At 60.9% G+C, this 12,747-nt stretch carries 13 protein-coding genes and 2 riboswitches; of the genes, 5 read left to right on the top strand and 8 right to left on the bottom strand.

Annotated elements, in window-relative coordinates:
• Positions 1 to 9: 9 nt before the first annotated feature.
• The gene (cobW, locus tag GGE33_RS24830) at positions 10 to 1,059 is read right to left on the bottom strand and encodes a cobalamin biosynthesis protein CobW (RefSeq protein ID WP_183829454.1); all 1,050 of its coding nucleotides are present in this window, start codon (positions 1,057 to 1,059) and stop codon (positions 10 to 12) included.
• Positions 1,056 to 1,484 (bottom strand): DUF1636 family protein, encoded by a 429-nt coding sequence (locus GGE33_RS24825; protein ID WP_183829451.1) that lies wholly within the window; start codon positions 1,482 to 1,484, stop codon positions 1,056 to 1,058. The genes cobW and GGE33_RS24825 overlap by 4 nt, the downstream gene beginning before the upstream one ends.
• Before the next feature lie 104 nt (positions 1,485 to 1,588).
• Positions 1,589 to 1,815: riboswitch (cobalamin riboswitch) on the bottom strand.
• Between the two features lie 59 nt (positions 1,816 to 1,874).
• Positions 1,875 to 2,103, top strand: a riboswitch (cobalamin riboswitch).
• A gap of 38 nt (positions 2,104 to 2,141) precedes the next feature.
• Here GGE33_RS24825 and GGE33_RS24820 point away from each other — a divergent pair.
• From GGE33_RS24820 to GGE33_RS24805, 4 genes are read left to right on the top strand one after another with little or no spacing between them, the layout of a single operon-like run.
• Positions 2,142 to 2,318, top strand: coding sequence for a CbtB domain-containing protein (locus tag GGE33_RS24820; protein WP_183829446.1), 177 nt, complete (start codon positions 2,142 to 2,144; stop codon positions 2,316 to 2,318).
• Between the two features lie 13 nt (positions 2,319 to 2,331).
• Positions 2,332 to 3,105 (top strand): CbtA family protein, encoded by a 774-nt coding sequence (locus GGE33_RS24815; RefSeq protein ID WP_183829443.1) that lies wholly within the window; start codon positions 2,332 to 2,334, stop codon positions 3,103 to 3,105.
• Positions 3,102 to 3,716, top strand: a complete 615-nt coding sequence (cobO, locus tag GGE33_RS24810) for a cob(I)yrinic acid a,c-diamide adenosyltransferase (RefSeq protein ID WP_183829440.1) — start codon at positions 3,102 to 3,104, stop codon at positions 3,714 to 3,716. The genes GGE33_RS24815 and cobO overlap by 4 nt, the downstream gene beginning before the upstream one ends.
• 3 nt (positions 3,717 to 3,719) lie before the next feature.
• Positions 3,720 to 5,177 (top strand): cobyric acid synthase, encoded by a 1,458-nt coding sequence (locus GGE33_RS24805; RefSeq protein ID WP_183829437.1) that lies wholly within the window; start codon positions 3,720 to 3,722, stop codon positions 5,175 to 5,177.
• Here GGE33_RS24805 and cbiB read toward each other — a convergent pair.
• Positions 5,161 to 6,126 (bottom strand): adenosylcobinamide-phosphate synthase CbiB, encoded by a 966-nt coding sequence (gene cbiB / locus GGE33_RS24800; RefSeq protein ID WP_183829434.1) that lies wholly within the window; start codon positions 6,124 to 6,126, stop codon positions 5,161 to 5,163. The two genes, GGE33_RS24805 and cbiB, sit on opposite strands and share 17 nt — an antisense overlap.
• A gap of 4 nt (positions 6,127 to 6,130) precedes the next feature.
• Between cbiB and cobD the strand changes: the two genes are divergently transcribed.
• Positions 6,131 to 7,153 (top strand): threonine-phosphate decarboxylase CobD, encoded by a 1,023-nt coding sequence (gene cobD / locus GGE33_RS24795; protein ID WP_343062668.1) that lies wholly within the window; start codon positions 6,131 to 6,133, stop codon positions 7,151 to 7,153.
• A 7-nt stretch (positions 7,154 to 7,160) separates the two neighbouring features.
• On the opposite strand, the gene GGE33_RS24790 is transcribed toward cobD, so the two are convergent.
• The 5 genes from GGE33_RS24790 to GGE33_RS24770 all read right to left on the bottom strand — a co-directional run bounded on the left by GGE33_RS24790 (position 7,161) and on the right by GGE33_RS24770 (position 12,726).
• Positions 7,161 to 7,937: an alpha/beta hydrolase gene (locus GGE33_RS24790; protein ID WP_183829431.1), complete on the bottom strand. Its 777-nt coding sequence runs from the start codon at positions 7,935 to 7,937 to the stop codon at positions 7,161 to 7,163.
• A gap of 72 nt (positions 7,938 to 8,009) precedes the next feature.
• Positions 8,010 to 8,699: a hypothetical protein gene (locus GGE33_RS24785; RefSeq protein WP_183829428.1), complete on the bottom strand. Its 690-nt coding sequence runs from the start codon at positions 8,697 to 8,699 to the stop codon at positions 8,010 to 8,012.
• 118 nt (positions 8,700 to 8,817) lie between these two features.
• On the bottom strand, positions 8,818 to 9,810 hold the full coding sequence (locus GGE33_RS24780; RefSeq protein WP_394353692.1) for a P1 family peptidase: 993 nt from the start codon (positions 9,808 to 9,810) through the stop codon (positions 8,818 to 8,820).
• Between the two features lie 11 nt (positions 9,811 to 9,821).
• Positions 9,822 to 11,363 (bottom strand): L-piperidine-6-carboxylate dehydrogenase, encoded by a 1,542-nt coding sequence (gene amaB, locus GGE33_RS24775; protein ID WP_183829426.1) that lies wholly within the window; start codon positions 11,361 to 11,363, stop codon positions 9,822 to 9,824.
• Positions 11,364 to 11,442: 79 nt separating this feature from the next.
• The gene (locus tag GGE33_RS24770) at positions 11,443 to 12,726 is read right to left on the bottom strand and encodes an NAD(P)/FAD-dependent oxidoreductase (RefSeq protein ID WP_183829423.1); all 1,284 of its coding nucleotides are present in this window, start codon (positions 12,724 to 12,726) and stop codon (positions 11,443 to 11,445) included.
• Between the last annotated feature and the right edge of the window lie 21 nt (positions 12,727 to 12,747).

Below are 12,747 nucleotides of genomic sequence, written 5' to 3'. Positions count from 1 at the left end.
CGGTGGCTCTTATGCCGCCAGCATTTTTTCGATCGCGGCGCGGTCGATGCCTTTTTCGCCGATCACGACGAGGCGGCTCTGGCGGTTTTCGCCAGGTGCCCAGGCGCGGTCGAAATAGTGGTTCACGCGCGATCCTACCGCTTGAACCTGCAGGCGCATCGGCTTGTTCGCGACGTCGACAAAGCCCTTTATGCGCAGCACGTTTTCCGCTTCCGCGGTCGCCGAAATACGGGCAGCCAGCGCTTCGGGGTCGGTTACCGAGGCCAGATCGATAACGAAACTGTCGAAATCGTCGTGGTCGTGGTCGAGTTCGTCGTCATGATGGGTCTTGCGGTTCTCGATATCGTCCTCGACGGCAAGGCCAAGGCCGATCAGAACGCTGGGATCAACCGCACCATTTGCAGCTGGTACGATTCTCACGGCACGCGGCAGATGCGCCTGAACTCGGCCCTTGGCGGCTGCAAGCGAAGCCTGATCGAGAAGGTCGGTCTTGGTCAGCACGATCATGTCGGCACAGGCGACCTGGTCCTCGAACACTTCTTCGACCGGATCGTCATGATCGATCGAGCTGTCGGTCTGGCGCTGGGCTTCGAGCGCATCGTGGTCATCGGCAACGCGGCCTTCGGCCAGTGCTACACCATCAACGACCGCAATCACGGCATCTACTGTCACACGCGCCTTCACGGCCGGCCACTGAAACGCCTGTACGAGCGGCTTCGGCAGAGCAAGACCGGAAGTCTCGATCAGGATATGGTCAACGCGCGGCTCGCGGGCGAGAATCTGGTCGATCGCCGGCACGAAATCGTCTGCCACCGTGCAGCAGATACAGCCATTGGCCAGTTCGATGATGTTGTCGTCCGGGCAGCTCTCGATGCCGCAGCCTTTCAGCACCTCGCCATCGATGCCGACATCGCCGAATTCGTTGACGATGATCGCCAGCCGCTTGCCGTCCAGCTTTTCGATCAGGTTGCGGATCAGCGTGGTCTTGCCGGCGCCGAGAAAGCCGGTAACGACGGTGCAGGGAACCTTATCGAACTTAGGGGCGAAGTTTTCGCTCATGAAGGCATGTCCTCGTGGTGATGAAAGGGTGGGATACGGGCCGTCATGCCTTTTCCACGAAGGCACATCGGGCGGCCGCGAAGGGGCAGGAAACCGCGCTCGTCTTCGGCCAGCATCATCGCGCCGGTGACGATGTCGTCGGCATCTTCGGTGGAGAGGTGGCCAAAGACATAGGACCAGCCGGAACGGTGGTTGAAGGCCGCACTCGGGCTCTTATCGCAATTGGCAAGGCAGGTGACCGGCTTGACGGTAAGCGGCTTGCCCTTAGCTGCCAGTTTCAGCGCTTCGATCAGGTCGATACCGGGGCGGGCCTCGCTGTCCGTCGCCTCGCGGCAATTGGTGCAGACGAAGATCGTCACGTCGACGTTGCCGGCATTGCCGCCAACGGTCGTTCCGGTTTCGTCTTTTCGCGCATCATCTGTCATCAGGCCGCACTACCGCCGGGTTACTCAAGTCGGGGTGCGGAACAGGAAAGCCAAGCCATCCTGCAGCGATGATTGAAGCCTTTGCCGGAGCACCCCGCCCGGAAAAGCATGATTTTCAAACGGCAGGTCTCCTGGCTCGCGGGTCGTCACCATCCGCCTGCCTTCCCAGAAGGGTCCATGGCCGGACCTCTCCAGTGGCGTCTCTGGCGTGATGGCTCGCCGCACACAGTTGCGGGGGCAGCCGCGGCATTGGACCGTTTTATCGGTCCGCACCGCATTCTCTCTTAGCCCCTGCCGTTGCCGGCAAAGGACCGTCGTGGCGCTCAAGTAAGCGTTCCGCGGTCAAACTGTCAATGTCGCAAAGGCGATTGCCGATAGAACCGAATTGACTATAGTGGATCTGTCTTTGGTGCCCGGAAGGGTTACTCAAGGGAATGCGGTGCGACGATCTTTCGTCAAACCCGCGGCTGCCCCCGCAACTGTAAGCGGAAAGCCTTTGCCCAAAACGGCCATCCGGTCGTCAAGCCACTGGAGCAATCCCTTTACGGATTGAACTGGGAAGGCGGGTGAAGGCGCCCGATCCGCGAGCCAGGAGACCTGCCAGAGACATTCGGCAATGGTAACAGCCCTCGGGTGGAGGGCAGAAAGACGAAGTCCATGGTTACGAATTCTGCTGCAGCCGCAGCCAGCGTTTCCGCATCAAAAATCATTCCTCTTAGCATGTCGGCCCTTCTTGGCCTGTTCATGGTCGGTTTCGTCGGCTTCTCGCATCTGGAAGTCGTACATAACGCCGCTCACGATACGCGCCATTCGCTGGCCTTCCCCTGCCACTAAGAGGAATTTCAAAATGTCGTTGTTTCGTAACATCGTCCTCGCGGCGGTGGTCGCCGGGTTATTGTCCGGCCTGCTGATGACCGTGATGCAGAGTTTTTCCACCGTGCCGCTGATCCTGCAGGCGGAAACTTTTGAAAATGCCGGCGGCGAAGAGGCCGGACACAGCCATTCGCATGACGCAGCGCCTGCCATCGGTGCGGCCCAACCAGCTGCCGCCGATCACCATTATGACGAAGAAGCCTGGGCGCCTGCCGATGGTTTCGAGCGTTTCATCTATACCGCTTCGGCCGATGTGCTCGCCGCCATCGGTTTTGCGCTCGTCGCGATCGCACTTGCCGAAGCGCTCGGCGGCTTTGGCGGCTGGCGAGGTGGTTTGATGTTCGGCATTGCCGGCTTCCTCACCGTCAGCCTTGCGCCGGGTCTCGGCCTGCCACCGGAACTTCCGGGCATGCCTGCCGCCGAACTCGGTCCGCGTCAGCTCTGGTGGGTCTCGACCGCTATCTGCACCGCTGCCGGCCTCGGTCTTCTTGCCTATACCCGTTCCGCCTTGCTGGCGGCTCTGGCGATCGTGCTTCTCGTTGCGCCGCATCTGGTTGGCGCGCCGCTTCCGCCAAGCCATGAAACGGCGGTGCCTGTTGAACTCCATGGCCGGTTCGTCAACGCCGTTTATGCCACAAATCTGATCTTCTGGGCGGTTCTCGGTGTTGCCGCTGCTGTGCTAAGGCAGAAGTTCCGCAGCGGAGAACAAGTTTCTCCGGTAACCGAAAGGGAGCTTGCAGCGCGTTGAAAAATATCGATGAAACCGCCGAGGAGCGTCATCGCGCCAAGATGGCGAACCGCAAGGCGGTTCAGGATGCAGAAGTCGCCGAGAAGACCCTGGAAAAGGGTCTTCTCATCGTCCATACCGGTCCCGGCAAGGGCAAGTCGACGGCGGCCTTCGGGCTTGCGCTACGCATGCTCGGCAACAACCGTCGTGTCGGTATCGTGCAGTTCATCAAGGGCGCATGGTCGACCGGCGAACAGCCGGCGCTTGCCGTGTTCGGCGATCGCGTCGTCTGGCATACGATGGGCGAGGGGTTCACCTGGGAAACCCAGGACCTCAAACGCGACATCGCGGCCGCGAACAAGGCCTGGGAGAAGGCACTCGAGCTGATGGCGGACGAGACGATCGGGCTGGTCATCCTCGATGAACTCAATATCGCACTTCGCTACGACTATCTTGATCTGGAAAAGGTCGTCGCCGCCTTCCAGGCCAGACGCCCTGACCTGCATGTTGTCGTCACCGGCCGCAACGCGAAACCGGCCTTGATAGAGGCGGCCGATCTGGTGACAGAGATGTCTCTGGTCAAGCATCACTTCAAGGCGGGTGTCAAAGCCCAGGCCGGCATCGAGTTCTAGATCATGGTCGCTCGCTCGCTGATGTTCCAGGGAACGGGCTCCGACGTGGGCAAGTCGCTGGTCGTGGCCGGCCTTGCCCGCGCCTTTACGCTGCGTGGCCTGAGCGTCGCGCCGTTCAAGCCGCAGAACATGTCGAACAATGCGGCCGTCACCGCCGATGGCGGCGAGATCGGCCGGGCGCAGGCGCTGCAGGCGCGCGCGGCCGGCATGCCGCTCAGCGTGCATATGAACCCGGTGCTTCTGAAACCGCAGAGCGAGATCGGCTCCCAGGTCGTGGTGCAGGGGCGTGTCGAGGGTAATGCCAAGGCATCCGAATATCAGCATCTGAAGCCGCGACTGCTTTCGCGCGTGCTCGAAAGCTTCGAGATCCTGCGCGCCAAGGCCGATCTGGTTCTGGTCGAGGGAGCCGGCAGCGCTTCGGAAATCAACCTGCGCCAGAACGATATCGCCAATATGGGTTTTGCCCGCGCGGCCGATGTGCCGGTCGTGCTGATCGGCGATATCGATCGCGGCGGCGTCATCGCCAGTATTGCCGGCACCAAGCTGGTCATCGATGCCGATGATGCGGCGATGATCCGCGGTTTCATCGTCAACCGGTTTCGTGGCGATCCGGCGCTGTTTGCCGTAGGCATGGATCTGATTGCCCGATTCACGAGCTGGCAATCGATCGGGCTCCTGCCGCATTTTGCCGATGCGGCACTTTTGCCGGCCGAAGATGCGCTGGGCCTTTCCCAGTACTTTGCCCGCAAGCCGGGAGCGAAAATTCGAATCGCGGTGCCGATCCTGCCGCATATTTCCAATTTCGATGATCTCGACCCGCTGGAAGCCGAGCAGGATGTGGAACTGATCCGCGTCCGTCGCGGCGAAGCCATTCCCGGTGATTGCGATCTCGTGCTGCTGGTCGGCTCCAAGGCTACGATCTCGGATCTTGCGGCGCTGCGCCAAGCCGGGTTCGATGTAGATATCGCCGCCCATCATCGCCGCGGCGGGCGGGTGCTCGGTTTGTGCGGCGGTTATCAGATGCTCGGCAAACGGCTTTCCGATCCGGAAGGGACTGAAGGTCCACCCGGCTCAGTCGATGGACTCGGCCTGCTCAATGTCGAAACCGTTCTTTCCGGCGCCAAGCGGCTTGAAGCAGTTTCGGGCTCTAGTTTCGATGGTATTTCCTTCGCCGGCTACGAAATGCATATCGGCCGCACAGCCGGCGCGGATTGTGCCCGGCCGTTCTCGACGATCGGTGGTCAAGCGGAAGGGGCATCCTCCGCGGATGGCCGGGTCGTCGGCACTTACGTCCACGGGTTGTTTTCCGACGACAGGCAGCGGTCAGCCTGGCTCACCCGTCTTGGCGGTTCGTCTTCAGGCCTCGATTACGAGGCGAATGTCGATGCCATTCTCGATCGTCTCGCCGCCCATATGGAACGGCATCTCGATCTCAGCGGGTTGCTCAGACTTGCCACATGAGGACCGCCAAGACGCCGAAAAGGCCGATCAGCAGCATGTCGGCAATGCGGGCGATCTTCAGCGCCTCGTAGATATCCTCATAGACCAGTTCGCTGCGGCCGCCTTCGCCCATATAACTCGCCTCGATCATCTCGCCGCCATAACTGCGGGGTCCCGCAAGTGCTATGCCGAGCGCTCCCGCCATCGCGGCTTCAGGCCAACCGGCATTCGGCGAACGATGATTTTTGGCATCCCGGCGGATCGCCCTGATGGCATTGCTTGGCGAGGCCTCGCGAACAAAAAGCGCGGCAACCACGAAAAGCGCTGCCGTAAGGCGCGAGGCAGGCAGGTTGACGAGGTCGTCGAAACGGGCGGCCGCCCAGCCGAAAGCTTCGTGGCGCGGCGAGCGGTGGCCGATCATGCTGTCGGCGGTATTGGCTGCCTTGTATGCCGCACCGGCAGGCAGGCCGCCGATCCCCATCCAGAAGGCCGGCGCGACCACGCCATCGGAAAAATTCTCGGCGAGGCTTTCGATCGCCGCCCGGCAAACTGCCGCTTCGTCCAATTGTTCGACATCGCGGCCGACAATTCTGGAGACGGCCGCCCGTCCCGCCGGCAAGCCATGGTGCTTAAGCGAGGAAGCGACATCGCGCACATGCCGCTCGAGGCTCTTCTGGGCCGGGAGGCTCGCAGCGACAAGAATGAGCAGGATCGGACCCAACGGGATAACAAGCAGCACATCCTGCAGGACCGCAGAGACAAGAATGACAATCGCCATCAGAACGGCGAGTGCCCGGATCCCCATGCGTTTTCGCGTGGCGAAGTCATCCGCCTCGCGGTTCCATCGGGTGTCGAGTTGCGATATCAGCCGGCCGATCCACGTGACGGGATGGCCGATCAGCCTGAACAGCCAATCCGGGTAGCCGGTAAAGCGCTCCACGATCAGCGCGAGGAATGCGAGAAGGAACATTGCTGTGGCAAACCCAAAGGATAAAGATGTCGTTGGCGATCCGATCCAGCACGGCGGCAATCTAGCCAGGGCACGTGCGCTGTTTCCTCAGGCGCCGGAACCATGGATCGATCTTTCGACTGGTATCAATCCGCATTCCTATCCGCATTCAGCAATTCCTAGCAATGTTTTTGCACGGCTGCCGGAACCGGCATTGCTCGTTGAGTTGAAAGCGATCGCAGCTAAAACCTATGGCGCGCTGTCCGCGGCCCATGTCGCGGCAGGGCCAGGCACGCAGATCCTGCTGCCGATCGTCGCCTCGCTGATCGATGGGCGCAAGGCAGCAATTCTGTCTCCCACCTATGCCGAACATGCCCGCGCAGCAAAACTGGCCGGATTCGAGGTCACCGAAACCGATGACATCAATCAGCTCGCAGCGGCCGATCTTGCGGTCATCGTCAACCCCAACAATCCGACCGGTCGCGTCGTGCCGAGGGCGGATCTCCTGTCGCTTGCCGACACCATGAGGGCCAAAGGCGGAATGCTTGTCGTCGATGAAGCCTTTTCGGACGTGTCGGAGGCCAAAAGCGTTGCGGAAATGGTCGAAAGCGGTGGCCTTCTGGTCTTGCGTTCATTCGGAAAATTCTACGGCATGGCCGGCCTCAGGCTCGGTTTTGCGATCTCGCATCCCGATGTGGTGCGACGGATTGAATACAGGCTCGGTCCCTGGGCGATATCCGGTCCGGCACTCCATGTGGCAAGCGAGGCACTGGCCGATGGCTGGTGGCAGGTGATGATGCGCCGACGGCTGGAAGACGAAACGGCTCGCCTAGAGACGCTGCTCACGACTGCCGGCATTTCCATGCATGGAGGCACATCGCTGTTCCGGTTGATCCGGGATCCACGCGCCCAGGCACTTTACCGGCATCTTGCCACCCACGGCATCATCACCCGTCGCTTCGATGAGCGTCCGGACGATCTCAGGATCGGCCTGCCGGGCGAAGAAGGCTGGCATCGACTGGAAGAGGCGCTGGCATCCTTCGTTTAGGCGGATCCTATGCCGGCCATGTCTGTCGCTCGAGGTTGAAGGCACGACGGACGAAGTTAGCGGGTTCCATCCATGTGCCCTTCTGATCCGGAAATGGTGGTTCGGCGCCTGAAGGCGGTAGGTACTCGCCGTGCTCGTAGTCCAGCCTATTGTCGATCTGCCAGGGTTTTACGGTATTGCCGATCGCCCTAGGCGGCCCGCTGAAACCGAGCGCAGCGGAAAGCGGATTGCTGGTCGGGTCGAGAACATGCCCAAAGAAGTTGCCGAATGGAAAAGCCAAGCGAAGCACAAAATCCTTCTCCGACGCCAGAACATAGATATGTCCGGTCTTCTCGAAGGCATCGACATACTCCTTTTCCAGGCAGGTCCGCTCTATGGCTGCTGCCATCAGGCAGGCGGATCGCGTTTTGCGGTTCAGCCGCCTGATCGTCTCCAGAACGACCCGAGCACCAAGGCTGTGGCTAGCGAAGGAAAAGCTTGCCGCCTGCCGCAGTTCAAGGTTGCAGAAGGCCGCCAGTTTCTGGCCGGTAAGGTTCGCCGTCGGCTTCTCCACCGGGTAGCTGATGAAGCTCGCATGGGAATCACCCGGCCATAAGATGCCGATGAAAACAGCAGAGGGCGGCAGGTTGAGAAGTGTCTCGAGCCGGGAGAGCGCATGCACGCCATCGCTCTGTCTGTTATTGTAGCCGTGAACGGCGAAAAGGACATCACGGTCGGCTGTCTGCTGCCTGAATATATCCGGTCTTACCGGAGACAAGGCAAAGTCCGTATCAATCTTTTGCATTGCCGGCGTCATTGCGATGGCGCCGCCAATTGGTGAAACCCTGAAATTGAGGAATAGCGTCACGGCGAAACCCTATCCTCTTACTGCCTTGAACGCCCATGCGGCTTTGGAAATGGCCGAGGACAGATCCTTGGCTATCGGAGCGACAGGAACGGCGACGAGCCCGATCAGGAAGGCCAGAATGAAATGCGAAGACCCGAAATCCTCGGTGACCACCGCCATGCCCACCTCAGCCAGCATGATTGCAATTGCAGCGGCGACGAAGCGTGACGTATTGCGGAACTGCTGTTCGGCGCGCTCGAAGGCTGCGTTCAGCCGTGCGTCGATGATCGCGTCGAAGCGGGCCAGAATGGCCAGTTCCGCCTCGTTTGGCGTTTCGCCGATCTCTATCTTCCGGGCGATCGCGGCAAGAAGATCGTCGTCACCCGGCAACACATAGCCGGCAATCGGTGCGGCGGTCTGTGAATTGAAGCCCAGCCTTATCAGATTTCTGGCGGCCGCCTTCTGCTCGGCCTTGTCCATTCCGTTTAACCAGTTTGCCTTTACGACCGCATAAGGCTCTTCCGCATTAATCGTCTTGAGAGCGGCTTCAAACGGCTGAAATGCCGATTCGATAAAATGATAGCCGACATTGGAAATGCCGCCGTTAAACGGCTTGGTTACATCCACAAGTCCGAATGCTGCCGTTCCCAGAGCGGCAACCGCCGAGATGGCGGTGCCGAATTGACCGAGGTCGATGCTCCCGATTTCCGCGATATCCATAAGTCCCCCATCTGGCAGACCGGGCGCATCGTGACAGCGTCTCCCGTCGATATCTCCAGTGAGAGAAGAGTGAAGTAATTTTCACCTGGTTGCAATTAAAATATATTGCAACCTTTGGTTATTTGTATGTATCCCGCCATGCGGCCTGCGCATTTGGTACTGGCAAAGAAGTCGCCTCGTAGACACCGCGTGCCACCGCGCGTGCCGTCACCACCGTCGCCAGATGGCAGAGTTCTGCGAAGTCAGACATATCACCCAAAGGTTTTCTGCCGGTTGCGGCGGAAAAGATCGTGTCGCCATCGCCGGGCAGATGTGCCGGCAGAACGGCGCGCGCCAGCCCGTCATGAGCCATGATCGACAGGCGGTGCGCCTGCGCTTTTGTCAGCATCGCATCGGTGACGACCACCCCGATCGTCGTCGCCTTCAGTTTTACGCCCTTAATACGCATAGCCGTATCGTCATCGGTAAACTGCTGCGGAAAGCCGAGGCCGCCGAATTCGCCATTCTTCTCGAAGGCAGAAGCCCAGAAATGTGGGCCGTCGCCGACGGTGGCCGATCCCATGGCGTTGACCGCCAACAGCGCCGCAATCCGGTGGCCGGAAGAGGTGACGGCGCTTGCCGAGCCGATGCCGCCCTTAAAATTGGCGGTCGTGGCACCCGTTCCAGCGCCCACGGTGCCAAGCGCAAAGGCGCCCCTTTGTGCCGTCTGAAAGGCATCATGGCCCATGTCGCGATAGGGTGAATGCAGGCCCCAGTCCTTGTTGCCGCCGTTGAGCAGATCCATCAGGATGGCCTGCGGCACAATCGGCACTCTTGTCGTGCCGACTTCAAGGCCGCGACCGATCTGGCGCAGTCCCGCCTGCACGCCGCCGGCTGCATCGAGGCCGAATGCCGATCCGCCCGACAGCACGAAGGCATCGACGGCCTGAACCGTCATCGACGGGTCGAGAAGGGCGGTATCGCGTCCGCCCGGCGCGCCGCCCAGAACCGAGCCGGAGGCGATCGCCGGCTCGTCGAAAATGATTGCCGTGACGCCTGAGCCAAGCACGAGATCGGTGGCATGGCCAACGGCCACGCCTTCTATATCGGTGAGCAGGTTGAGAAGCGTCACGGGTATTCTCTTTATTCGATGTCGAACTTGACGCCCTGTGCCAGCGGCAGGGTGCGTCCGTAGTTCAGCGTATTGGTGGCGCGGCGCATATAGGCCCTCCAGGCGTCCGAGCCGGATTCGCGGCCGCCACCGGTTTCCTTTTCGCCGCCGAACGCGCCGCCGATCTCGGCACCGGAGGGGCCGATATTGACATTGGCGATGCCGCAATCCGAGCCACGGGCGGAGACGAAAGTTTCTGCCTCGCGCATGTCGTTGGTGAAGATCGATGAGGACAGGCCCTGCGGCACGTCGTTATGCAGCGCCAGCGCCTCATCGAAGGTCGAATATTTCATCACGTAAAGGATCGGCGCGAAGGTCTCTTCCTTCACCGTATCGGTCTGGCGCGGCATCTCGACGATTGCCGGGCGGACGTAATAGGCATCGGTCGCCTCCGCATCCAGCACACGCTCGCCGCCGACCACCTTGCCGCCGGCTGCCTTCGAGGCCTGAAGCGCTGCCTGCATCTTGTCGAAAGCTTGGCGGTCGATCAGCGGTCCAACAAGATTGCCCTCTGTGAGGGGCGAGCCGATGGTGACCGACTGATAAGCTTTGGCGAGACGCGGAACGAGCGCATCATAGACACTGTCATGCACGAAGAGGCGGCGCAGTGTCGTGCAGCGCTGGCCAGCGGTGCCCATGGCGGCGAAAGCGACACCGCGCAGGGTCAGATCGAGATCGGCCGTCGGGGTGACGATCGCGGCATTGTTGCCGCCGAGTTCGAGGATCGAGCGGGCGAAACGCTGAGCGAGCTTCGGTCCGACTTCGCGGCCCATGCGGGTCGAGCCGGTGGCGGAAACGAGCGGCACCTTTTCATGGTCGACCAGAGCTTCACCAATGTCACGACCACCGATCAGAAGCGTCGAAAGGTTCTTCGGCGCCGAGCCTCCATTGGCGATATAGCGAGCCAGCGCCTTGTCGAAGATCGCCTGGGTGGCGAGCGCCGTCAGCGGCGTCTTTTCAGATGGCTTCCAGACGGTGGAATTGCCGCAAACAATGGCGAGCGCCGAGTTCCACGACCAGACCGCGACCGGGAAATTGAAGGCGGAAATGATGCCGATCACGCCGAGTGGATGCCAGGTTTCCATCATCCGGTGTTCGGACCGTTCGGTTGCGATCGTCAGTCCGTAGAGCTGGCGGGAAAGACCAACCGCGAAATCGCAGATGTCGATCATTTCCTGCACTTCGCCGAGACCTTCGGAGGTTACCTTGCCGACCTCGATCGAAACGAGACGGCCGAGCGCCGCCTTGGCGCTGCGCAGTTCCTCGCCGAGCAGGCGGATCAGTTCGCCGCGCTTGGGTGCCGGCACAAGACGCCATTCGAGGAAGGCTTCATGCGCCGCGTCGATTGCCTTCTTGGCATCTGCGGCAGTGACTTCCGGCAGTCGGCCGATCTCGGTGCCTGAAATCGGCGAGCGAACAGCAAGCGTTCCACCCTTGTACTTGTCGGCAGCAACGCCGAGATCGGCAAAGATCTTGTCCACTTCGGCGGCGAGGTCGAGTTTGGCGAGCGTCATGTCGGTCTCCGGATGTCTGTTTGGAGGGCAATCTACAAGTCGGCGGCGTTTTCGCAACATCTGCCGACCAAGGGAGGTTTCAAAACCGTTCAGTGGCAAAATGCGCGATCTGCGCGCCTGCCTCGTAATAGGCTTCCTTCATCGGGCGAAAGCGTGCTTCCTGCACTTCGGTTAGGGGCAGCGGCAGGTCCGCTTCGGCGATATCGCCCAGAATGTAGTTGGCGAGAACCTTGCCGAATGTCGAACCCGGCGAAATGCCGCGGCCATTGTAACCGGAGAAACCGATGACATTGGTGCCGAACCTGTGGAAGCGCGGCAGCGCATTGTCGGTCATGCCGATCTTGCCATACCATTCTGCCTCGAATTCCACCTCGCCAAGCTGCGGGAACAGCCGTTTCAGCGACCGGCGCGCCCAGGCCTTGTGCACCGCTGTGCCGGTGCCGCGCAATGCGCCGACCGAACCGAACACCAGTCGGCCGGCCTGATCCATGCGGAATGATGACAGCACTTCCTTCGTATCCCAGCAACCTTCGCAATTGGGCAGGATAGAGCGGCGCAGATTGGCGGAAAGCGGTTTGGTCGCGAGGTTGAAGTAGGGGAGGTGAACCTGTTCGCGCCTCACTTGCGCCCACGGCCCCGTCGAATAGGCATCCGTCGCAACGATAACCCAATCGGCAGAAACCTCGCCCTGCGCTGTGCTGACGATCCGTTTTCCGCCTACCTCGCCGGTCGAGATCACCGGGCTGCCGGTATGCAGCTTTGCGCCGGCCTTGATAGCGGCATGCGCCAGCCCGCGCGCATAGGCAAGCGGCTGCAGCGTGCCGGCGCGCATATCGAGCAGCGATCCGGCATAGGCCTTGGTGCCGATCCGGCGTTCGGTCTCTGCGGCGTCAAGAACGGTCAGCGGCGCGCCGCGTTTCTGCCATTGGCGAGCACGCTCTTCCAGTTCCTTCATGCCTTCCGCGCCGACTGCGCAATGCAGCGTGCCGTTCGTCTCGAGTTCGCAGGCGATATCGTGCTTTTCGATCAGCTCTCGAACAAGGTAAGGGCCATTACCGAGAAGCTCGAGTGCGCGCTCGCCATAATGCTCGCCGAGTTCCTTCGGAAAATCGTCAGGCATCACCCACATGCCGGCATTGATCAGGCCGACATTGCGACCGGCACCGCCAAAGCCGATTTCGGCGGCCTCCAGAAGCACGACATTGGTGCCGCGCTCGGCCAGATGAAGGGCTGCGGACAGGCCGGTATAGCCGCCGCCGACAATCACGACGTCGGCGGTGATATTTTCCTTCAAGGGTGTCGTCACAGGTGCAGGCGGCGCGGTCCTCTCCCAGAGGCCGTGCGAACGCGGATCATTCAGCATCAAGAAGTTCCCAAATTTTAT

The organism is Aliirhizobium cellulosilyticum (assembly GCF_014198105.1).
In the GTDB taxonomy this organism is placed as follows: Bacteria; Pseudomonadota; Alphaproteobacteria; order Rhizobiales; family Rhizobiaceae; genus Neorhizobium; species Neorhizobium cellulosilyticum.
This window is presented reverse-complemented; position numbering and strand designations above follow the sequence as displayed.

Excerpts from the sequence above, each read along its gene's own strand:
- GGE33_RS24805 (WP_183829437.1), top strand. The coding sequence starts at position 3,720 with ATGGTCGCTCGCTCGCTGATGTTCCAGGGAACGGGCTCCGACGTGGGC.
- GGE33_RS24825 (WP_183829451.1), bottom strand. The coding sequence starts at position 1,484 with ATGACAGATGATGCGCGAAAAGACGAAACCGGAACGACCGTTGGCGGC.
- cobW (WP_183829454.1), bottom strand. The coding sequence starts at position 1,059 with ATGAGCGAAAACTTCGCCCCTAAGTTCGATAAGGTTCCCTGCACCGTC.
- cbiB (WP_183829434.1), bottom strand. The coding sequence starts at position 6,126 with ATGTTCCTTCTCGCATTCCTCGCGCTGATCGTGGAGCGCTTTACCGGC.
- GGE33_RS24785 (WP_183829428.1), bottom strand. The coding sequence starts at position 8,699 with ATGGATATCGCGGAAATCGGGAGCATCGACCTCGGTCAATTCGGCACC.
- GGE33_RS24820 (WP_183829446.1), top strand. The coding sequence starts at position 2,142 with ATGGTTACGAATTCTGCTGCAGCCGCAGCCAGCGTTTCCGCATCAAAA.
- GGE33_RS24790 (WP_183829431.1), bottom strand. The coding sequence starts at position 7,937 with ATGCAAAAGATTGATACGGACTTTGCCTTGTCTCCGGTAAGACCGGAT.
- GGE33_RS24815 (WP_183829443.1), top strand. The coding sequence starts at position 2,332 with ATGTCGTTGTTTCGTAACATCGTCCTCGCGGCGGTGGTCGCCGGGTTA.
- amaB (WP_183829426.1), bottom strand. The coding sequence starts at position 11,363 with ATGACGCTCGCCAAACTCGACCTCGCCGCCGAAGTGGACAAGATCTTT.
- GGE33_RS24770 (WP_183829423.1), bottom strand. The coding sequence starts at position 12,726 with ATGCTGAATGATCCGCGTTCGCACGGCCTCTGGGAGAGGACCGCGCCG.